The organism is Micromonospora sp. NPDC048947 (assembly GCF_040649495.1).
Taxonomy (GTDB): Bacteria; Actinomycetota; Actinomycetes; order Mycobacteriales; family Micromonosporaceae; genus Micromonospora; species Micromonospora alfalfae.
In genome coordinates this window covers 51,410-70,478 of sequence record NZ_JBEZFO010000028.1, presented here as the reverse complement: position 1 = coordinate 70,478, position 19,069 = coordinate 51,410, and the positions used below count along the sequence as shown (strand labels likewise).

Sequence of the window (19,069 nt, the reverse complement as noted above, 5' to 3'; positions counted from 1 at the left end):
GCCCGCTCCCCACCGGGAGCGGGCCGACGGCGCGTTCGCCACTGACTGTCGCGGCGGCCGTCCGCGCCTCGCGCGGCCTCAGCGGCGGGGCAGCCCGGCCAGCCAGACGTCCAGCTCCGCTGGGGAGCGCAGTAACACCACCGGCGGCGCGGACGGGTCGGTCTGCCAGGCCCGCATTCGCCGCCGGGCGCGGCCGAAGGCCGTGACGTGCCACACCAGAATCGAGTCCGGGGACAGCACGCTGCTCAGCGACTCGCGGTTGCCGTTGCAGATCACCTCGCCGGTGACCACCCGGCGAACGGTACGACGGAGCAACCGCCCGAACGACCGCCACCGTGGATAGTCCAGGCCGACGACCAGATCGGCGCGGGCCATCGGGACGTCCCGCCAGCCGTGGTACGCCCCGTCGATGATCCAGCGGTCCAGTCGGCAGATCTCCTCGATCCGGCCACGTTGCTGGGTGACCGGCACCTCGACCCAGCCCGGTTGCCAGAGCAGATCGTCCACCGGATACCAGGGCAGTCCGAGGTGTTCGGCCAACCGCGCGGCGAGGGTGGACTTGCCGGAGCCGTACACCCCGTAGACCAGGATGCGACGCGGTGCGCTCATCGCGGCAGCGTACGTCGTGAAGGAAAATCGGTTGTCGTGCCTGGCGCGCCTCGGCCAGAGTGACGTCCATGACGTACTGACGGACTCCACCCCCTGCTCCGCGCCACCGGTGATGCCTCCCGGGGGCCGCGACGCCGTCCGTTGCCACGTTCGCAGCCAGAGATGAGTCTCCTTGTCCCAGCACAATGAGCCCCTGCCCCCTTCCACCCCGGCCACCGTCACGGTGTTCGCCTCTCCCGCGAGCTGGATCGAGTCCGACGCGCTCGCGCAGTGCCAACAGGTCGCCGCCCTGGACGGCATGCGGCACGTCGCCGCGATGCCGGACCTGCATCCCGGCAAGGGCGCCCCCATCGGCGCGGCCATGGCGTCGACAGTGCTGTACCCGTTCCTGGTGGGCTCCGACATCGGCTGCGGCATCGCCGTGTTTCCGATCAGGCTCAAGCGGGCCGTACCGGAACGGCTCGCCACCCGGTTCCCCGACCTCGACCAGGCGCTCGACCCGGTGCGCGACGCCGACGACCCCGCCTGGGCCACCGTCGACGGTGCCGTTCCGGCCGGCCACCTGGACGGCCTCGGGACGGTGGGCCGGGGCAACCACTTCGTGGAGCTGGCCCGCGTCGACACCGTCTTCGACGTACGGCACGCAGGCCGGCTGGGGCTCGACGCGGGCGATCTCGTGTTGATCGTGCACAGCGGTTCCCGTGGTCTGGGCGAGCGGATCCTGCGGGCGCACACCGAGGTCCACGGCGCTGGTGCGGCACCCGACCCCGCCGCCTACCTGGGCATGCACGACGACGCCGTGCGCTGGGGTTCGCTCAACCGACGGGTGCTGGCCGCCCGGGTGGCGCACGCGTTGGGGGCCGAGCCCACCGCGCCGATCGTCGACCAGTGCCACAACCTGGTCGAGGTTCTGGACGGGGTCTACCTGCACCGCAAGGGCGCAGCGCCGGGTGACGGGCGCGATGTCCTGATCGCCGGTACCCGGGGAACGGCGTCCTACCTGGTGGCCGCCCACGCCGGGCCGGAGGCCAACTTCTCGGTGGCCCACGGCGCCGGCCGCAAGATGTCGCGCGCCGACGCGCTGCGGCGGGGCCGGGCCAAGCACACTGTCGAGGAGCTACGCCGTACCCCTGTGGGTTCTCTTGTGGTGTGCGGCGACCGGCAGTTGCTCTTCGAGGAGGCGCCCACCGCGTACAAGCGCATCGAGCAGGTGATCGCCGACCTGGTCGAACACCGGCTGGCCACGCCGGTTGTCAGCACGACGCCAGTGGTCACCTACAAGACGCCCGACCTCGGGTCCGCCGGACGCCCGGACCGGCGGGGCCACCGCGGCCGGCGAGGCCGCTCGTGACCGCGTTGCTGCTGTTGTCAGCCGGGCGTGGGCCGCAGGAGTGCGCCTGGGCGCTGAGTCAACTGCTGCACCGCCTGCGGGGCGAGGGCGTCGGCCGAGGTCTGACGATCCAGCAGGTTGAGGCGGTCCCCGGCGACCGCGCCGGCACCTACCGGTCGGTGCTGATCCGGATCTCCGGCGTCGACGCCGAGGCGTTCGCGGCCTCGTGGACCGGGACGCTGTGCTGGCAGGCCCCGAGCCCGTACCGGTCGGGCATCGGCCGGAAGAACTGGTACGTCACCGCCCAGCCGCCCGAACGCGCCGCTCGGCCGACGACGTTCCGCGAGGCGGACGTCGACATCGTCGCCTGCCGCACCGGCGGGCCGGGTGGTCAGCACCGGAACAAGGCCAGCACTGCGGTACGCGCGACGCACCGCCCTTCGGGCCTGGTGGTCGTGGTGGACGAGGAGCGGCAGTTCAGCCTCAACCGCCGCATCGCACTGGACCTGCTGCGCCACCGCATCGAGCAGGGCGACGAGGCGGCGCGGCGGGCCGTCACCACCGCCCGGTGGCGCATCCACGACGGGCTGGTTCGTGGCGATCCGGTGCGGGTGGAACGCCCGACGCCCCGGCGACCGGGAGGCTAGCGACTCAGACCTCCAGCACCGCGTCGGCGAATGCCTGCGGTGCCTCCTGCGGCAGGTTGTGCCCGACACCGCCCCCGACGGTCCGGTGCTCGTACGGGCCGGCGAACTGCTTGCCGTAGACGGTGGGCTCCAGGTGCGGCGCACCGTTGGCGTCTCCCTCCAGGGAGATGCTGGGCACCGTGATCTTCGGCTTCGCGGCCAGGCGCTCCTCGATCTCCTCGTACTGCGGCTCGCCGTCGGCGAGGGCCAACCGCCAGCGGTAGTTGTGGATGACGATGTCGACGTGGTCGGGGTTGTCGAACGCCGCCGCGCTGCGGTCGAACGTCGCGTCGTCGAACGTCCATCTGGGCGACGCGGTGTGCCAGATCAGCTTGGCGAAGTCGCGCCGGTTCTTGTCGTAGCCTTCCCGGCCGCGTTCGGTGGCGAAGTAGTACTGGTACCACCACGCGAACTCTGCCTTCGGCGGCAACGGCACCGTGCCCGACTTCTGCCCGTCGATCAGGTAACCGCTGACCGAGACCAGCCCTCGGCAGCGTTCGGGCCACAGCGCGGCGACGACATCGGCGGTCCGCGCGCCCCAGTCGAACCCGGCGAGCTTCGCGGTGTCGATGTTCAGGGCGTCCATCAGGGCGATGAGGTCGAGACCCATGGCCGCCGGTTCGCCGTTTCGCATGGTGTCGTCGGAGAGGAACCGGGTCGTGCCGTAGCCCCGCAGGTACGGTACGACGACCCGGTGTCCGGCGGCGGTGAGCAGCGGCACGACGTCGGCGAAGCTGTGGATGTCGTAGGGCCACCCGTGCAGGAGGATCACCGCGTCCCCGTCGGGCGGCCCGGCGTCCACGTATCCGACGTTCAGCACACCGGCCTCGACCTGTCGCAGGTCAGTGAACCCCCCGGCGGTCCTTGCCATCGACTTCCCCCTGCGTCCCGACCTGCTCGGATGTGCCGATCACGCCCGAATCTAACGACCCGCCCGGAGCCTGAGAGCCGTTCACACGAGGACCGCCCGACGGATGCCGAACTGGGTACGATGCCCGCTCCGGTGCGTCAGGTGGTGGCGGAGGGGGGTCCGGGTGGCACGGGGCGAGGAGACCACCGCGGGCGCGGATCGGGCGCTGGCCGAGATCACGATCCGCAACGCTGACGACGTACGCGGGAACGTGACGCTGCCGACGGCGACGGCGACTGGTGCTGCGATCCGGTGGACGTCGTCGAATCCCGACGTCGTGTCCGATCGGGCGGACGGCGCGAGCGCCGCTGGTGTCGTCACCCGTCCGCCGGTCGGGGCTTCCGCGACGGAGGTGACCATGACGGCCCGGATCCGGGTCGACGCCGTCGAGGCGCGCCGGGACTTCGTGCTGACAGTGCGCCCCGCTGTCGCGCTGGCCCCGTTCTCGCGTTACGGCATGGCGAACTTCGCCCGATCCAACAGCCAGGCGGGGCAACAGCTCTACCTCGCCGCGAGCATCGGAAACGATCCGACGAGTTGGGCAGCCGTCAACGACGGGCAGGCGGTGCTGCGGTCCCGCGCTGGCATGCACGCCATCCGCGACCCGTCGATCGTCCGCTCCCCGGAGGGGGACCGGTTCTACCTCGTCGCCACCGACCTGAACGTCGATGGCCGTTCGTACGGGTGGCGGGGTTGGGACTGGGCGCAGAGCGGCGCGAGCCGGCACATCGAGGTGTGGGAGTCCACCGACCTGCGGACCTGGTCCGAGCAGCGACACGTGCTGGTCGCCCCGGAAGAGGCAGGCATGGCGTTCGCCCCGGAGGCCATCTGGGACGAGTCGATCGGCGCCTACGTCGTCTACTGGACGTCGTCGATGTACGCCCCCGGCACCTACTACACACCGGAGCGCACCGACCCGCGTGGCCGCTTCCCGCTCACGAGGAACCAGACCCTCTACAGCACCACGCGAGATTTCGTGACGTTCACCCCGGCGCAGGTGATGTGCGGCCGGCCCCACCACGGGGCGCTGGACGCGATGATCATCCGGGACGACACGGACGGGTCCTACCACCGCTTCGTCAGCGACCGGACGGCCACCGGCGTCGGGGTCACACCGTACGTCCCGTCGTGCGGCGCGCAGGACATCTATCAGGAGCGGTCGACAGCCATCCTCGCTCCCCCTGACGAGTGGGAGCTGGTGGCGAGCTGCATCACCCACCGGAGGATGAACACCACCTACGCCGAAGCGCCGATGGTGGTCAAGGCGAACCCCTGTGACGTACGCGGAGGGGGCTACTACCTCTGGGCCGACCAGATCTGGGCCGGGTCGCCCTCCGCTGGACACCTGGAGGAGCAGTTGCACCCGTACTGGAGCGCGGACCTCGCGTCGGGCGACTGGACGCCCATCGACTGGAGTCGGAAGCCGGCATACGACCTGGCGGACGGCGTGCTGCGCCACGGGACCGTCTTCGCCCTCACCCAGGCGGAGCATGCCGCCATGCGGGGTGCCGACCCGACGAGCGTCGCGGTGCGGAAGCCACCGACCAGGACCACGTACGCCGTCGGCGAGCCCCTGGACCGCACGGGGCTCGTGGTCACCGCCGACTACACCGACGGGGTGCGGGACGAGGTGCTGGAGCACGGCCACGGTGGGTACACGCTCTCGGGGTACGACAGCACCACCGCAGGTGCGCGGACCGTCATCGGGTCCTACTCGGTGGTCGGTGTGACGAGGACCGCCTCGTTCCCGGTGCAGGTCGTGGGGCCGTAGCCGGATGACCGTAGGGTGGTGGCATGGCTGAGCGACCTCTGACCCTGATGGCGGTGCACGCCCACCCCGACGACGAGGCGACGAGCACCGGCGGCGTGCTTGCCCGTTATGCCGCCGAGGGGGTCACCACAGTCCTTGTGACCTGTACCGACGGGCGGTGTGGGGACGGTCCGGGTGGGGTCAAGCCGGGCGAGGAGGGGCACGACCCGGCCGCTGTGGTGGCGATGCGGCAGGCCGAGCTGGAGGCCAGCTGCGCCACGTTGAACGTCACCCACCTGGAGACCCTCGGCTACGCCGACTCCGGGATGATGGGCTGGCCCACCAACGACCAGCCCGGCGCGTTCTGGACGACGCCGGTGGCGGAGGCGGCGGCCCGGCTCGCCGAGCTGATTCGGCAGTACCAGCCGGACGTGATCGTCACGTACGACGAGAACGGTTTCTACGGCCACCCGGACCACATCCAGGCCCATCGGATCACCATGGCCGCCGTCGAGCAGACGGACGTCCCGGCGAAGGTCTACTGGACCACCGTGCCGCGTACGGCGTTCGCGGAGTTCGGTCGGATCATGAAGGAGCTCGGCGTCGATTGGGCCGAGCCGGACTCGGCAGGGGAGCCGATGCCGCAGCTCGGCCTGCCCGACGACGAGATCACCACCTGGGTCGACACGAGCAAGTACGGCGCGCAGAAGTTCGACGCGCTGGCCACTCACGCCAGTCAGACCGAGAACATCTTCTTCCTGCAACTGGGCCAGGAGCGGTTCACCGAGCTGATGGGCGTGGAGACCTTCGTGCGGGTCCGGGACCGGACGGGCGCGCCGACCCCCGAGGACGACCTCTTCGCCGGTCTGCGCTGATCACTCTTCCGTAGCGCCACCAGGCATCGTCGGCCACCGGGTCGACGGTGCCTGGTGGCGTGCGCCGTGTTGACCTCACCACGCGAACCCGCCGCCGATCGCCAGCCTCCGGAAGTTTCGACCGCCAGCCGCTCAGCGGCACGCAGGTCATGTGATGAATTTCCGGAAGTTTTCAGCGTTGACGCCCAGACATAGATCGGCTTAACGTTTCGAGCGAGTTTCCGGTTTCCGGCCGGAACTACCGGCGTCACCCCACCAGCTCGCGTCTCCACCCCACCAATACCGGACCCTCACCTCCTAGATCGACATTCATCTATTGATCGTCTGGAAGGGAAGGCACATGAAGTTGAGACAGTGGTCGACAGTCGGCCTGGTCGCCGTCGCGACCATCGCCACGCTGAACACGGTGCCGGCGACAGCGAGTCGACAGTACGACCCCACGACGCAGAGCCTCGGCGCCCTCGGCCTGCGCCACGGCCTGCACGTCGGCACCGCGGTCGACATGGATGCCCTCAACGACGCCAGCGACCCGCAGTACCGCAAGCTGGCCTCCTCCGAGTTCGCCTCGGTCACCGCCGAGAACGTGATGAAGTGGGAGAGCCTGGAGCCGACCCGCGGCAGCTACAACTGGGGGCCGGCCGACCAGTTCGTCGACTTCGCCAAGCGCAACCGGCAGAGCGTGCGCGGTCACGTGCTGGTCTGGCACAACCAGCTGCCCGCCTGGTTGACCAGCGGCGTCGCCGACGGCTCCATCAGCAAGCAGGAGCTGCGCGAGCTGCTGCGCAAGCACATCACCACAGTCGTGAACCGCTACAAGGGCAAGATCTGGCAGTGGGACGTGGTCAACGAGGCGGTCAGCGATCCGTGGGACACCCCGTCGACCCTGCACTACAAGGGCTTCTGGGCGCAGAACCTCGGGCCCGGCTACATCGCCGACGCGTTCCGCTGGGCGCGGGCCGCCGACCCCAAGGCCCTGCTGTTCTACAACGACTACAACATCGAGGCGTTCGGCTCGGGCAACCCGGCGGACGACAAGACCCAGTTCGTGTACGACATGACCAAGAGCCTGCGCGCCCAGGGCGTCCCGATCGACGGCGTCGGCTCCCAGGGCCACCTGGGCACCCAGTACGGCAACTTCGACACCCTCCAGGTGACCGCCGCGCTGAAGAAGTTCAGCGGGCTCGGCGTCGCGACCGCGTTCACCGAGGTCGACGTCCGCAGCCAGCTGACCGAGGGCGTCCAGGCGGGCAACTCGGAGGAGATCAACCCCCGGCTACAGGCGTCGGCCGCCAACTTCAGCGTGCTGATGAAGGCGTGCCTCGCCGTGCGGAGCTGCCTGTCGTACACCGTCTGGGGTTTCAGTGACAACCATTCGTGGGTGCCGGGCTGGTTCGACGACCCGCCGGAGGGCCTGGCCACCATCTACGACGAGAACTACCAGCCCAAGCGCGCCTACCAGGAGTTGAAGTCCGACCTGATCTTCGCGGGGCCACCGTACGTCCTGCCCCGCATCGCACCCAAACCCCGCCGCTGACGCCCAGGGCCGTGTGGAGCTTCCCGAAGCTCCACACGGCCCGTGTGCCACCACGGACGTCGAGGTTCGACTCACGTTCGGTGGTTCCGTTGCGCCATCCGGACGCCATCGGAGGGCTGGTGCCGGATCTGCCGGTTTATTGATGGTGTTGGTGTCACTATGGCAGGCGTGGGAACTGCGAAAACTGCCATGCCTGCGATCTCGCCGCTCACCGGCGATCCCATCAAGCGGGCCGATGCCGAGCGGCTAGCGGGGGTGCTGAAGGCCTTCGCCGATCCGGCGCGACTCCGGTTGCTCAGCCTGATCCAGTCCGCGCCGGAAGGTGAGGCGTCAGTGAGTGACCTCACCGCGGCGCTCAATCTCTCCCAGCCGACGGTGAGTCATCACCTTCGGATCCTCACCGAGGCCGGCCTACTCGAACGCGACAAGCGCGGGGTCTGGGCGTACTACCGCCTGGTGCCCGCCGCGATCGCGCAGATCGCCGACCTCCTGACGCCGCCCAGGAAGCGGGCCACGAAGAGGGCCCGCTGACCGGGCCGGAAGGCCGGCTCGTCACATCCGCTCCAACGTGCGGATGCCCAGCAGGTGCAGCCCCTGCCGCAGGGTCCGGGCGGTCAGCTCGGCCAGCAGCAGCCGGCTCTCCCGCAGCTCATCCGTGGCACGCAACACCGGGCAGCGCTCATAGAACGCGTTGAACGCGGTAGCGAGTCGGTGCAGGTAAGCGGCGAGCTGGTGAAACTCCAGGCTCCGCTCCAACTCGCCAACCACCCCGGCGAAGCCGAGCAGCTCGACTGCGAGCGCCCGCTCCGCAGGCTGCGCCACCATGAGGGGCGCGTCCAGCCGCACGGCGGTCCCGGCCCGCCGCAGCACGGACCGGATCCGGGCGTACGCGTACTGGAGGTAGGGCGCGGTGTTGCCGTCCAGCGCCAACATCCGCTCCCAGTCCAGGACGTAGTCCTTGGTCCGGTCGACGGACAGGTCGGCGTACTTGATGGCACCGATGCCCACCGCGCGGCCGATCTCGTCGGCGGTCCCGGCGTCCAGCTCTGGGTTCCTGCTCCGGGCCAGGTCGGTGGCACGGGCTACCGCCTCCTCCAACAGCCCGACCAGCTTCACCGACTCACCGGCCCGGCTGCGCAGCATCCGCCCGTCGGTGCCAAGGATGGACCCGAAGCCCAGGTGCTCAGCCCGGGCCGGCGGGCAGAGCCAGCCGGCCGCCTCAGCGACGGCGAACACCATCGCGAAGTGCTGCCGCTGCGGTAGGCCGACGACGTACAGCAGCCGGGTAGCGCCCAGTTCGCCGACGCGCTGCCGCAGTGCGGCCAGGTCGGTGGCCGGATAGCCGTACCCACCGTCACTCTTGCGCACGATCAGCGGCAACGGCTCACCGTCCCGGCCGGTGAACCCGGGCGGAAAGACGCACTCGGCCCCATCGCTGGGCAGCAGCAGCCCCAGCCGGTCCAGGTCCTCGACGACGCCCGCGAGCAGGTCGTTGTAGGCGCTCTCGCCCCGAAAGTCGGCCCCGGACAACGTCACGTCGAGCAGGTCGTACACGCTCAGGAAGTAGCGCTCGGACTGCGTCACCAGCAGCCGCCACAACCGGCGGGTCCGTTCGTCACCGCCCTGCAACGCGACCACCCGCAGCCGCGACCGTTCCTGGAACGTCTCGTCGGCGTCGAACTTCACCCGGGCCGCCCGGTAGAAGCTGTCCAGGTCCCCCATCGACAGGTTCTGCGCGGCTTCGGCCTCACCGAGGTCGATCAGGTGCTCGATCAGCATGCCGAACGGCGTCCCCCAGTCACCCAGGTGGTTGACCCGCACCACCCGGTGCCCGAGCCAGTCCAGCAGCCGCACCGCCGCATCACCGATGACTGTGGAGCGGAGATGCCCGACGTGCATCTCCTTCGCCACATTGGGCGCCGAGTAGTCGACCACCACGGTCTGCGGCGTCGCCGTCGGCGGCACGCCGAGCCGGGCGTCACCGGCCAGCCCGCCGACCAGGTCGGCCAGGGCCCCATCGGCAACCGTCAGGTTGAGGAAACCCGGCCCGGAGACCTCCGCCGACACGCCGACGTCGTCGAGCACCGCGTGCGCCAGCACCGCCGCGGCGATGTCGCGCGGCGGGCGGCCGAGCCGCCGGGCCAGGGCCAGTGCCGCGTCGGACTGGAAGTCCGCACGCGGAGACCGCCGCACGAGCGGGTCGACCGGGCCGCCGGCCACCGCCGCGAACGCCGGTGCCAGCCGGCCGGACAACATCTTTTCAAGATCCATGAGTACGCCGATCTCGCTCGGACCCGCGCTGTCACGCGAGCCGTTGACGGGGGAGATACGGGCGGACCGAGAACGACCAGCGAACGACCGGCGGCTCGATCCGCCGGTCGCAGGAAACAGGTCAGCGCGGGCGGGCGACGGATCGCCGGCGTCGCCGCGCACCGACCTGGACGTCACACGACGGTCCGGTGCACAGAGCGATCACGCTGGTCATGCGGGGAAGCCTAGCGGCCCGGCCGACGCGACGACACCTCGATTCCGGTGGTCCGGTCGATGCCCGCAGCGTGGTCGTTTCGTTGGACACCGGGCAGGGAACTCCCCAGGGACAGACGAGGGGTGAAGATGAGCCGATACACACCACTGCCGCTGGCCCGTACGCGACGCGCGCTCGCGCTGCTCGGCACCGTCGCGCTGGCCGCTGCCTGCACCACCACCGAGGATCCGCCCGGCTCGGCCCCGGCGACCACCGCACCGGCCACCGCGTCGGCGTCAGCGCCCCCGACTGAGCCGCCATCGCCGAGCGCGAGCACCCCGGTGACCATCCCGACCTCGGCCTTCGTCGAGTTGCCCGCCGAACTGCGGAAGTCTCCGCGACGGACGACGCCCGTCGAGGAGGCCCTGCCGAAGCTGTGCGGCAACGAGTTCGGCACCGGCGGCCGGCAGGTCACCGCCAGCGCCGCGATGACAGTCACCTACCAGAAGGCCGGCGAGCCCTCCAGCAACGTGCCGCAGGGAATGATCCACCAGACCATCTTCACCTTCGACGGCGACGGCGGCTCGGGTTACCTGGGCCGGCTCCGCACCGCGGTGCAGGCGTGCCCCTCGTACGACCAGTCCGGAAACCGCGTCACCGTCAAGAGTCAGGCGCTGCCCGGAGTCGGCGACGAGGCGTTGCTGCTGACCCGCACCTGGCCCGAGACGAGCCTGAACGGCGAACGCACCGGCGGCACCGCGTCCAGCCAGATCGCCGTGGCCCGCGTCGACAGCACGGTGACGGTCTTCGACGACCAGGGGTGGGAGGGCACCAGCGGCAACCCCGCCATCCTGGACCGGGTCGTCCGCGACGGCGTCCGCGCCATCGACGCCTGGCAGGGGTGACAGGCCCGCCACCGAAGCGGGGCTTCCACCGATCGGTTCGATCCTCAGTCGAATCTTGGACACCCGGACGCGAGTCGCGCTCCCGCCGGAAGACTTGAGGATCACGGTCCACAGTGGGCGTCGCCGAACTCGGCGGCGGCCAGTCGGGCCGTCAACGTCGGTCGGTGGAGGAGGTCGTCATGTCGGACGGTCAGGCAACGAAGGCACCGTGGCTTCCGCCGCGGTGGTTCATCCGGTTGGCATGGTCGGTGCACCGGGGCCTGTACCGGGTCACCGGCAGCCGGGTCGGGTTGTGGCGACCGCGCGAGCACCGGTGGGGCACGCTGCGGCTGACCACTGTCGGCCGCCGCACCGGTCAGCAACGCAGCGTCATCATCGCCTACTTCGAGGATGGCCCGAACCTGGTCGGGGTGGCGATGAACGGATGGGGCGAGGGCGCACCCGCCTGGTGGCTCAACCTCCAGGCCCGCCCGGACGCGTCAGTCGATCTGCCCGACGGGCGGCGACTGGTCCGCGCCCGTGCCGCCACCGACGACGAGCGGTCGCGGCTGTGGCCCCGTTGGCGCGATTCCGACAAGAACTTCGACGCCCACGCGGCGCGGCGATCGTCGGAAACCACAGTGGTGGTGCTGGAGCCCAGATCGGAGGGCGGCTCCCCAACGCCGTGATGCGCTGGCCGGTAGAGACATCCGCTGCGGTACGACGTCCCGAGCGCGTACATCCCGGGTGGTAGGCCCATCGGCAACTCCGGCATGACGACTCGGCGGGGGTTTGCTTCCTAGGCTGCCTCTCGTACCCGTCACGCGACCGAGGGGATCCACGATGTCCGTCCGTCACCTGCTCGCCACCGCCGTAACCGCTCCGCTCGCACTGATCGAGCTGGCCGCACCGGCAGCCACGCACCTCTCCGCCCAACCGACCGCCGCAACTGCTCTCTCCATGAGTTCCGGGCGTCTCGGTGCCAGTGTGGCCGCCCTGCTGGGGCTGGTCGGCACTGTCATCGGAGGACGGGCCCTGGCCCGCCCCGCCAGTCGCCTCGGTACCGGCTCGGGAAGCCTCGGCGGCGTCCTGGCCCTGGTGACGGGGCTGATCGGCATGGCGCTCGGCGGGCTGGTGGTGGCCAACCTCGGACAGTGGCATCGGCACGGGCAACGGGCGGGGCGGGGCCTACGTGGCGCTTGTGGTCGGGCTGGCCGGCGTGGTGCTCGGTGGGCTGGCCCTGCTTCGCGCGCGCCGCACCGGCCGCCTGGCGGGCTGACGCTGACCGGTTCCGGCCTGGCTGATCCCGTTCCACCCGGAGGCCGCTCCGTCGGCGGCCGTACCGGACGATCCGACGGCGGCGGTCAGGAGCGAGTGAGCCAACCAGGCACTGTCAGACCGGACTCGTAGGCGAGGATCACCAACTGGGCTCGGTCCCGGGCATGGGCCTTGGTCATGATCCGGCTGACATGTGTCTTGGCGGTCGCCGGGCTCAGCACCAACCGCGCCGCGATCTCGTCGTTGGAGAGGCCGGCGGCGACCAGCGCCAGCACCTCACGCTCCCGCTCGGTGAGCACACCCAGTCGTGGCCCGGGGTCGGGATGCCTGGCTCGGGCCGCGAACTCGGCGATCAACCGTCGGGTGATCGACGGCGCGATCAGCGCGTCGCCCCGGGCCACCACCCGCACCCCGTGGATCAACTCCGCCGGCTCGGTGTCCTTGACCAGGAAGCCGCTGGCTCCGGCCCGCAGCGCGTCGTAGACGTAATCGTCAAGGTCGAACGTGGTCAGAATGATGACGCGGGCATCGGAGTTCGCGACGATCTCACCGGTGGCGGCCAGGCCGTCGAGCCCGGGCATCCGGATGTCCATGAGGACGACGTCGGGTCGCAGTTGCCGGGCCAGCCGCACCGCCTCGAATCCGTCGGCAGCCTCGCCGACCACCTCGAGACCGTCCTCACCGTCGAGAATGGAGCGGAAGCCGGCGCGTACCAGGGTCTGGTCGTCGACGATCAGCAGCCGGATCACATCTGCTCCCCCACTGGCGCCGGGTCCTGTCGCATCGGCAGACGGGCACAGACCCGGAAGCCCCCGTCCGGCTGCGCGCCAGTCGTCAGCGAACCGCCGAGGGCCCGCACCCGCTCCCGCATTCCGAGGATCCCGCTGCCCGGCGAACCCGGCTGGCCGGTGCCGTCGTCCTCGACCTCCACGAGCACGTCGTCGTGATCGGGCCGGACCCTGACCACGGCGGCGGTGGCACGCGCGTGACGCGCCACGTTGGTGAGCGCCTCCTGGACGATCCGATACACCGCAAGGTCGACCTCCGGCGGTAGCGACCGCGTCTCGGCCAGCTCGGTGCGGATCTCCAACTCCGGCCGGGCGGCCGTCCTGATCAGATCACCGAGGCGGTGCAGACCTGGTGCAGGCACGACCGTCGGGGCCTGCCGCAGCGCGCCCAGCGTCGCGCGCAACTCACTCAACGTCTCCTTGCTGGTCTGTTTGATCGCGGTGAGGGCCTGCTCGGACCGGACCGGGTCGGGTCTGTGCAACGCGGCGCTGGCCTGCACGTTGATCAACGACAGGTGGTGGCCGAGCACGTCGTGCAACTCCCTGGCGATGCGCAGCCGCTCCTCGGTGGCCCGCCGCCGGGCCTCCTCCTCCATCCGTTGCTCGGCGACGACCGCCCGGGCCTGCGCCTCGGCGAGGTAGGCGCGGCGGTTACGGGTCACGCCGACGATGACCGCGACGAGCCAACCGGCGTGCAGCAGCGTCGCCCCGTTCATGGTGTTCGGGGACCGGTTGTAGCTGTCCGCAACGGCGAAGGCGATCACCGAGGCGAGACCGAGCCCGATGGCGACCGCGAGATGCCCCTCGTCGACGACTGTGTAGAGCGCCACGACGAACACCACCATGATCGGACCGGGCCGGTGCAGCAACGCACCGTACGCGCCGATGGCAGCCAGCGCCACGACGCCCACCGACACCGGATGACGCCGCCGGACGTACAACGCGCCGGTGGAGAGCAGCACCGCCAGCAGCGCCGCCCATTCGGCGGCGGTGTCGATGCCGCGCGACTGCACCACCAGGCCCGTGACGCCGACCAGACCCACGGCGGGCACCAGGGCCACGTCCGCCGTCCGGCCCCGCCACCCTGACATGGGCCGAAGCCTAGCCTCCCGCGATCCAGCGGGAGAAGGTCCGACTGGACGGTTCAGGTGTGCCGGTTGCCCTCGGCCAGGTTCGCGTCGTAACCGGCGGCCTGGAGGGCGAACAGTTCGGCGTACCGACCGCCGGTGGCGACCAGGTCGGCGTGTGTGCCCGCCTCGACCAGCCGGCCGTGGTGCAGGACGAAGATCCGGTCGGCGTGCCGGACGTTGGCGAGCCGGTGCGTGATGAGGATCGTGGTGGCGCGACCTTTCCGGTCCCGGATGGTCTGGAACAGGGCGTCCTCGGCGCGGGGATCGAGCGCTGAGGACGGCTCATCCATGATCAGCAGTTCGGCGTCGCGCAGGAACCCGCGAGCGGCGGTGATGCGCTGCCACTGCCCACCGGAGAGGTCCTGGCCACGCGCGAAGGTCCGGTCGAGCAGTGTCTCGTACCCGTGCGGAAGCTCGTTGATCATGTCGTGGGCGACGGCGCGGCCGGCGGCGGCCTCGATGCGATCCTGCCGGGCCTCGCTGTCGACGTCGCCGATGGCGATGTTGGTGGCCGCGGTGAACGGCCACTTGTGGTATTCCTGCGTCACCACGGCGATCCGGGCACGCAGCCCGTCGACGTTCCAGTCCGACAACGGGCGGCCGTTCCACTCGATGCTGCCTTCGGTGGGGGCGCGAAGGCCGGCGATCATCGCGGCGAGTGTCGTCTTGCCCGAGCCGTTCTCCCCGACGAACGCGACAGTCTGCCCGGCGGTGATCGTCAACGTGACGCCGTCGACGGCGGGGTCGTCCCGGTCGGGGTAGCGCAGGCTGACCTCGTCGACCGTCAACTCCCGCAGCCGGTCCGGATCGGCGGCGGCAACGGGCCCGGTGCCGGTCGGTAGGTACGCGTCGGCACGGGTCATGAAACCGGTGTAGTCGCCGAAGTGCTGCCCCTCGGTGTAGACGTGGTCGACCTGGAAGGTGGCGATGGCCAGGGACCGTTGCGCCGACTGCACCGCTATGACGCAGGTCGCGGCGGCGGCGAGCGGGATCTGCCCGTCGAGGAGCAGCATTCCGAGCAGGGCGTAGACGGTGCCGGTTGCAAGGCCGCCGATGATGGCGCCGACAGTGGTGGTCGTGGTGACCCGCCGGGCGAGGGCGAGCTGGATGTCGGTCTCCACCTGCATCACCCGGTCGTACTGGTCGAGCAGGAACCGGCGCAGCCCGTAGGAGCGCAACTCCGGGGCCGAGGCACGTTCGGCCATCAACTTGTGCAGCAGCCACAGTCGACGTCGGCGCACCGATCCGGTGGTGTACGTCTGGTAGCGCAGATGCCCGGCCCGCAACGACGCCCACGCGTTGGGCACCGTGGCGACAAGCAGCGCCAGCAGCAGCAACGGATGGATGACGATGACGGCGGCCGCCACGGCCAGCAGCCCGGCCAGCCCGGCGAGCAGGTTCATCGACGCCTGCACCAGCCCGATCGTCGACTCGGTGCCCCGCGAGGCGCGTTCCATGTCATCGGCGAACGCGTCGGCGTCGAACGCCTCCAACCGGACCGCTGTGGACACCTCGAACAGGCCCCGCTCCACCTCACGGCTCACCCGGGGCGTCAACCCGTTCTGCGCGTACCCGGTGGCGATGCCCATACCGGCGCGGAGCGCGACCGTCGCCGCCAGCACGGCCAGCGCGGGCAGCGCCGCCCGTACCTTGTCGGCGGTGGGTCCTCCGGCGAACAGTTCCACCAACACCCGCTGCGTGGCCAACAGGCCGAAGGCGGCCATCACCCCCGCGCCGACGGTGGCCACGGCCACCACACCGGTACGGAGCCGGTCCGCGCGCCAACTGATACCGATGGCTGTCCAGACGAGCCTGGGCAGCTCCGCGAAGACGGCGAAGACGCCGGCCTCCGCGCGCGCCCGCACCCCCGTCTCCCACCACATCTCCCGCAGCTCCGGCAGCACCGACTCGGTACGCCCAGGGCCGGGTTGGCCAGGTCGAACGCGGTGGGCCTCTGCTGCGGCGGTCTCGATCATGGTCGTACCTCCCGGGGCGGCACCCGTCGCCGTCTCAGCCAGGGCAGGCGGATTGGCGGGTTCCTGGAGGATTGGACCACCCGAACATAGCTCTCGGCAATCGCCTGAACACTCGCCGTTATGGATGCGATATCACCGGCAAGGCGTCCCGGTGCGTCACTGCGTGCGCAGAGCGTCGAGTCGCGCTTTCAGCGCCGCGGCGATCTCGCCCGCCGCGACGATCTGCTCCGGGGTGAGGGCGTCGACGAAGAGCTCCCGGATGGCGCGCAGGTGGGGAAAGGTGGCTCCCCTGAACGCCTCGGCGCCCGCCGTCGTGAGCAGCACCTCCGCCCCACGGGGAACCGTGGCGCACTCCTGGCGGCGGATGAGGCCGCGCCGCTCCATCCGCCCGAGGTGGTGGGAGAGCCGGCTCCGCTCCCACCCGATGTGCGAGGCCAGCTCGGACGACCGCATCGCCTCGCCCTCCGCCTCGCTGAGGGCGAGGAGCACCGAGTAGTCCCCGGTCGAGAGCGAGGAGTCGCCCTGTAGGCGGGACTCGAGCCGGGAGCCGAGCGCTGCCGTCGTCTCGATGAAGTCCCGCCAGATTCGTAGCTCGTCGGCGGTCGGGAGCTGGCGTCCGCCCCGCCAGCCGGGTGTGGCCTCCGTCATCGCACTCTCCCGGGAATTGACGTGTCAATCGCCAAGTTAGCATCATTGACACGTCAACCGGTAGGTCCGCTTTCGTGGGTCGCCGGCGGATTGCACGAGGAGGAGACGATGGCAGCTGCGGACTTCGAGCTGGGGCTCAACTCGTTCGGGGAGGTGGCCACCGACGGCGACCGGGTGCTGAGCGACGCCGAGACCGTACGGCTACTGGTGGACGAGGCACGGCTCGCCGAGTCGGCCGGACTCGACGTGTTCAGCGTCGGTGAGCACTACCGCGAGGGCCACAACGACTCCGCGACACCGGTGCTGCTGGCGGCGGTCGCTACGGCGACCGAGCGAATTCGCCTCGGCACCTCGGTCACAGTGCTCAGCACCAACGACCCGGTACGGCTCTACCACGAGTTCTCCACCCTCGACGCCGTCTCCGACGGCCGTGCCCAGATCGTCCTCGGGCGCGCGTCGGCGACTGAGTCGTTTCCGCTGTTCGGTTACGACCTGGCCGACTACGAGCGGTTGTTCGAGGAGAAGCTGGACCTCTTCCTGCGACTCCAGCAGGATGAACCGGTCACCTGGTCCGGCACGGTACGAAGCCCACTGACCGCCCAGCGCCTGCACCCACGGATGCGGCCCGGCGGCATCCCGACCTGGATCGGTGTCGGGGGAAGCCCGAACTCGGTCATCCGCGCCGCCCGGCACGGACGTCCGCTCATGCTGGCGATCATCGGCGGGCGTCCCCAGCGCTTCGCCGGCCACGTCGACCTCTACACCAGGGCCCTCGAACAATTCGGGCATACCCTGCAGCCAATCGGGCAGCACTCACTCGGCCTTGTCGCAGACACCGACGAGGAGGCGGTGGAGACGTGGTGGCGATACTGGCAGCCGGTCGTGGCGGCCCTGGCCGCCGAGCGCGGCTTCTACAAACCGGACCGCGCGCGCTACGAGGCCGAAATCGACCACGGGGCGCTCTTCGTCGGTTCACCCGAGACGGTGGCGCAGAAGATCGCCACTGTCGCTCGCGACCTGCGGCTGAGCCGCTTCGACCTGAAGTACGACATCATGCACCTGCCCCGCGAGGCACGCGCGCGCACCATCCAACTGCTGGGCAGTGAGGTCGCGCCGCGGGTCCGGGAGCTGCTGGCTAAGGAGCCCAACCATGTCTGATCTGCTGTTCGGCCTGGACACGTTCGGCGATGTACCGCAGGACGACGCCGGCAAGCTCGTCTCCCACGCGGCGGCGATCCGGCAGGTCGTCGACGAGGCGGTGCTCGCCGACCAACTCGGGGTCGACGTCATCGCCCTGGGCGAGCACCACCGGCCGGAGTACTCGGTCTCCACGCCGGAGACGGTGCTGGCCGGAATCGCCACCCGCACCTCACGGATCCGGTTGGCCTCCGGCGTGACAGTGCTCAGTTCGGACGACCCGGTACGGGTGTTCCAGCGCTTCGCCACAGTGGACGCGCTGTCGAACGGCCGAGCCGAGGTCATCCTCGGTCGCGGCTCGTTCACCGAGTCCTTCCCGCTCTTCGGTTACGACCTGCGCGACTACGACACGCTGTTCGAGGAGAAGATCGAACTGTTCGTCAAGTTGCTGGACGAGAAGCCGGTCACCTGGAGCGGCACCCTGCGTGCCCCGCTGGAGAACGCCGACGTGTTCCCGAAGACCGAATCGGGTCACCTGGACACCTGGGTCGGTGTGGGTGGCTCACCGCAGTCGGTCGTCCGCACCGCCCAGTACGGGCTGCCGCTCATGCTGGCCATCATCGGCGGCGCCCCCGAGCGCTTCGCGCCCTACATCGACCTGTACCGCCGGGCGGCCGATCAGCTCGGCACGACCGCGCACCCGGTCGGCATGCACTCGCCGGGCTTCATCGCCGACACCGACGAGCAGGCCAAGGAGATCTACTGGCCGCACTACCGGATCATGCGGGACCGGATCGGCAAACTGCGGGGCTGGCCGCCGATCCGCCGTCAGGAGTTCGACTCCGAGGTGGAGAACGGCTCCCTCTACATCGGTTCACCGGAGACGGTGGCCCGCCGGATGGCCCGTGCGATCCGCAGCCTCGGCGTCGGCCGGTTCGACCTCATCTACTCGGCCGGAGCGCAACCGGCCAGCGCCCGGATGCGCGCCGTGGAACTCTACGGCTGCAAGGTGATCCCCATGGTCCGCGACCTGCTGGCCTGATCAGCACTTCCCACGCGAGAGGACGACC

The 19,069-nt window shown here is 70.3% G+C and carries 17 protein-coding genes and 1 pseudogene; 11 read left to right on the top strand and 7 right to left on the bottom strand.

The features are described 5' to 3' along the window. Positions 1 to 78 precede the first annotated feature (78 nt). Positions 79 to 609: an adenylate kinase gene (locus AB0B98_RS30350; protein WP_357367029.1), complete on the bottom strand. Its 531-nt coding sequence runs from the start codon at positions 607 to 609 to the stop codon at positions 79 to 81. Between the two features lie 172 nt (positions 610 to 781). Here AB0B98_RS30350 and AB0B98_RS30345 point away from each other — a divergent pair, with 172 nt between their 5' ends. Both AB0B98_RS30345 and prfH read left to right on the top strand, forming a co-directional pair. Then, on the top strand, positions 782 to 1,960 hold the full coding sequence (locus tag AB0B98_RS30345) for an RNA ligase RtcB family protein (RefSeq protein ID WP_357367027.1): 1,179 nt from the start codon (positions 782 to 784) through the stop codon (positions 1,958 to 1,960). Continuing rightward, positions 1,957 to 2,586 carry a peptide chain release factor H gene (prfH, locus tag AB0B98_RS30340; RefSeq protein ID WP_357367025.1) on the top strand — a complete coding sequence of 210 codons (630 nt, stop codon included), beginning with the start codon at positions 1,957 to 1,959 and terminating at the stop codon, positions 2,584 to 2,586. Before AB0B98_RS30345 ends, prfH begins: the two co-directional genes overlap by 4 nt. A gap of 4 nt (positions 2,587 to 2,590) precedes the next feature. On the opposite strand, the gene AB0B98_RS30335 is transcribed toward prfH, so the two are convergent. Further along, on the bottom strand, positions 2,591 to 3,496 hold the full coding sequence (locus AB0B98_RS30335; protein WP_238668971.1) for an alpha/beta hydrolase: 906 nt from the start codon (positions 3,494 to 3,496) through the stop codon (positions 2,591 to 2,593). A 163-nt stretch (positions 3,497 to 3,659) separates the two neighbouring features. On the opposite strand from AB0B98_RS30335, the gene AB0B98_RS30330 reads away from it, so the two are divergent. The 4 genes from AB0B98_RS30330 to AB0B98_RS30315 all read left to right on the top strand — a co-directional run bounded on the left by AB0B98_RS30330 (position 3,660) and on the right by AB0B98_RS30315 (position 8,225). Beyond that, a complete protein-coding gene (locus AB0B98_RS30330; protein ID WP_357367023.1) occupies positions 3,660 to 5,306 on the top strand; it encodes an immunoglobulin-like domain-containing protein in 1,647 nt (548 codons plus the stop codon). A gap of 23 nt (positions 5,307 to 5,329) precedes the next feature. Further along, complete coding sequence (locus tag AB0B98_RS30325; RefSeq protein WP_357367021.1) at positions 5,330 to 6,160, top strand: PIG-L family deacetylase; 831 nt, start codon at positions 5,330 to 5,332, stop codon at positions 6,158 to 6,160. A 340-nt stretch (positions 6,161 to 6,500) separates the two neighbouring features. Next, positions 6,501 to 7,694: an endo-1,4-beta-xylanase gene (locus tag AB0B98_RS30320; RefSeq protein ID WP_357367019.1), complete on the top strand. Its 1,194-nt coding sequence runs from the start codon at positions 6,501 to 6,503 to the stop codon at positions 7,692 to 7,694. A gap of 189 nt (positions 7,695 to 7,883) precedes the next feature. Further along, positions 7,884 to 8,225 carry a metalloregulator ArsR/SmtB family transcription factor gene (locus AB0B98_RS30315; protein WP_112585316.1) on the top strand — a complete coding sequence of 114 codons (342 nt, stop codon included), beginning with the start codon at positions 7,884 to 7,886 and terminating at the stop codon, positions 8,223 to 8,225. Positions 8,226 to 8,246: 21 nt separating this feature from the next. Here the strand turns inward: AB0B98_RS30315 and argS are convergent, their stop codons facing one another. Further along, positions 8,247 to 9,965 carry an arginine--tRNA ligase gene (gene argS, locus AB0B98_RS30310; protein ID WP_357367017.1) on the bottom strand — a complete coding sequence of 573 codons (1,719 nt, stop codon included), beginning with the start codon at positions 9,963 to 9,965 and terminating at the stop codon, positions 8,247 to 8,249. A gap of 342 nt (positions 9,966 to 10,307) precedes the next feature. On the opposite strand from argS, the gene AB0B98_RS30305 reads away from it, so the two are divergent. From AB0B98_RS30305 to AB0B98_RS30295, 3 genes and pseudogenes are all read left to right on the top strand, one after another. Next, positions 10,308 to 11,063, top strand: a complete 756-nt coding sequence (locus AB0B98_RS30305; RefSeq protein ID WP_357367016.1) for a hypothetical protein — start codon at positions 10,308 to 10,310, stop codon at positions 11,061 to 11,063. Between the two features lie 179 nt (positions 11,064 to 11,242). Next, positions 11,243 to 11,731 carry a nitroreductase/quinone reductase family protein gene (locus AB0B98_RS30300; RefSeq protein WP_238668976.1) on the top strand — a complete coding sequence of 163 codons (489 nt, stop codon included), beginning with the start codon at positions 11,243 to 11,245 and terminating at the stop codon, positions 11,729 to 11,731. A 154-nt stretch (positions 11,732 to 11,885) separates the two neighbouring features. Next, positions 11,886 to 12,321: pseudogene (locus AB0B98_RS30295) on the top strand (DUF6223 family protein). A gap of 85 nt (positions 12,322 to 12,406) precedes the next feature. On the opposite strand, the gene AB0B98_RS30290 reads toward AB0B98_RS30295, so the two are convergent. From AB0B98_RS30290 to AB0B98_RS30275, 4 genes are all read right to left on the bottom strand, one after another. Beyond that, complete coding sequence (locus AB0B98_RS30290; RefSeq protein ID WP_357367014.1) at positions 12,407 to 13,069, bottom strand: response regulator transcription factor; 663 nt, start codon at positions 13,067 to 13,069, stop codon at positions 12,407 to 12,409. Further along, positions 13,066 to 14,199 (bottom strand): sensor histidine kinase, encoded by a 1,134-nt coding sequence (locus AB0B98_RS30285; RefSeq protein ID WP_357367012.1) that lies wholly within the window; start codon positions 14,197 to 14,199, stop codon positions 13,066 to 13,068. The genes AB0B98_RS30290 and AB0B98_RS30285 overlap by 4 nt, the downstream gene beginning before the upstream one ends. Before the next feature lie 53 nt (positions 14,200 to 14,252). Further along, the gene (locus AB0B98_RS30280; protein ID WP_357367034.1) at positions 14,253 to 16,121 is read right to left on the bottom strand and encodes an ABC transporter ATP-binding protein; all 1,869 of its coding nucleotides are present in this window, start codon (positions 16,119 to 16,121) and stop codon (positions 14,253 to 14,255) included. Between the two features lie 249 nt (positions 16,122 to 16,370). Beyond that, the gene (locus AB0B98_RS30275) at positions 16,371 to 16,862 is read right to left on the bottom strand and encodes a MarR family transcriptional regulator (protein ID WP_357367010.1); all 492 of its coding nucleotides are present in this window, start codon (positions 16,860 to 16,862) and stop codon (positions 16,371 to 16,373) included. A gap of 108 nt (positions 16,863 to 16,970) precedes the next feature. On the opposite strand from AB0B98_RS30275, the gene AB0B98_RS30270 reads away from it, so the two are divergent. Both AB0B98_RS30270 and AB0B98_RS30265 read left to right on the top strand, forming a co-directional pair. After that, the gene (locus AB0B98_RS30270; RefSeq protein ID WP_357367008.1) at positions 16,971 to 18,020 is read left to right on the top strand and encodes an LLM class flavin-dependent oxidoreductase; all 1,050 of its coding nucleotides are present in this window, start codon (positions 16,971 to 16,973) and stop codon (positions 18,018 to 18,020) included. After that, positions 18,013 to 19,041 (top strand): LLM class flavin-dependent oxidoreductase, encoded by a 1,029-nt coding sequence (locus tag AB0B98_RS30265; protein WP_357367006.1) that lies wholly within the window; start codon positions 18,013 to 18,015, stop codon positions 19,039 to 19,041. Before AB0B98_RS30270 ends, AB0B98_RS30265 begins: the two co-directional genes overlap by 8 nt. Positions 19,042 to 19,069: the final 28 nt, after the last annotated feature.

What these genes read in the sequence shown, in the direction of transcription:
- AB0B98_RS30320 (WP_357367019.1), top strand. Translation starts at nt 6,501, where the DNA reads ATGAAGTTGAGACAGTGGTCGACAGTCGGCCTGGTCGCCGTCGCGACC.
- argS (WP_357367017.1), bottom strand. Translation starts at nt 9,965, where the DNA reads ATGGATCTTGAAAAGATGTTGTCCGGCCGGCTGGCACCGGCGTTCGCG.
- AB0B98_RS30265 (WP_357367006.1), top strand. Translation starts at nt 18,013, where the DNA reads ATGTCTGATCTGCTGTTCGGCCTGGACACGTTCGGCGATGTACCGCAG.
- AB0B98_RS30350 (WP_357367029.1), bottom strand. Translation starts at nt 609, where the DNA reads ATGAGCGCACCGCGTCGCATCCTGGTCTACGGGGTGTACGGCTCCGGC.
- AB0B98_RS30325 (WP_357367021.1), top strand. Translation starts at nt 5,330, where the DNA reads ATGGCTGAGCGACCTCTGACCCTGATGGCGGTGCACGCCCACCCCGAC.
- AB0B98_RS30270 (WP_357367008.1), top strand. Translation starts at nt 16,971, where the DNA reads ATGGCAGCTGCGGACTTCGAGCTGGGGCTCAACTCGTTCGGGGAGGTG.
- AB0B98_RS30275 (WP_357367010.1), bottom strand. Translation starts at nt 16,862, where the DNA reads ATGACGGAGGCCACACCCGGCTGGCGGGGCGGACGCCAGCTCCCGACC.
- AB0B98_RS30335 (WP_238668971.1), bottom strand. Translation starts at nt 3,496, where the DNA reads ATGGCAAGGACCGCCGGGGGGTTCACTGACCTGCGACAGGTCGAGGCC.
- AB0B98_RS30305 (WP_357367016.1), top strand. Translation starts at nt 10,308, where the DNA reads ATGAGCCGATACACACCACTGCCGCTGGCCCGTACGCGACGCGCGCTC.
- AB0B98_RS30280 (WP_357367034.1), bottom strand. Translation starts at nt 16,121, where the DNA reads ATGTGGTGGGAGACGGGGGTGCGGGCGCGCGCGGAGGCCGGCGTCTTC.
- AB0B98_RS30285 (WP_357367012.1), bottom strand. Translation starts at nt 14,199, where the DNA reads ATGTCAGGGTGGCGGGGCCGGACGGCGGACGTGGCCCTGGTGCCCGCC.
- AB0B98_RS30315 (WP_112585316.1), top strand. Translation starts at nt 7,884, where the DNA reads ATGCCTGCGATCTCGCCGCTCACCGGCGATCCCATCAAGCGGGCCGAT.
- AB0B98_RS30300 (WP_238668976.1), top strand. Translation starts at nt 11,243, where the DNA reads ATGTCGGACGGTCAGGCAACGAAGGCACCGTGGCTTCCGCCGCGGTGG.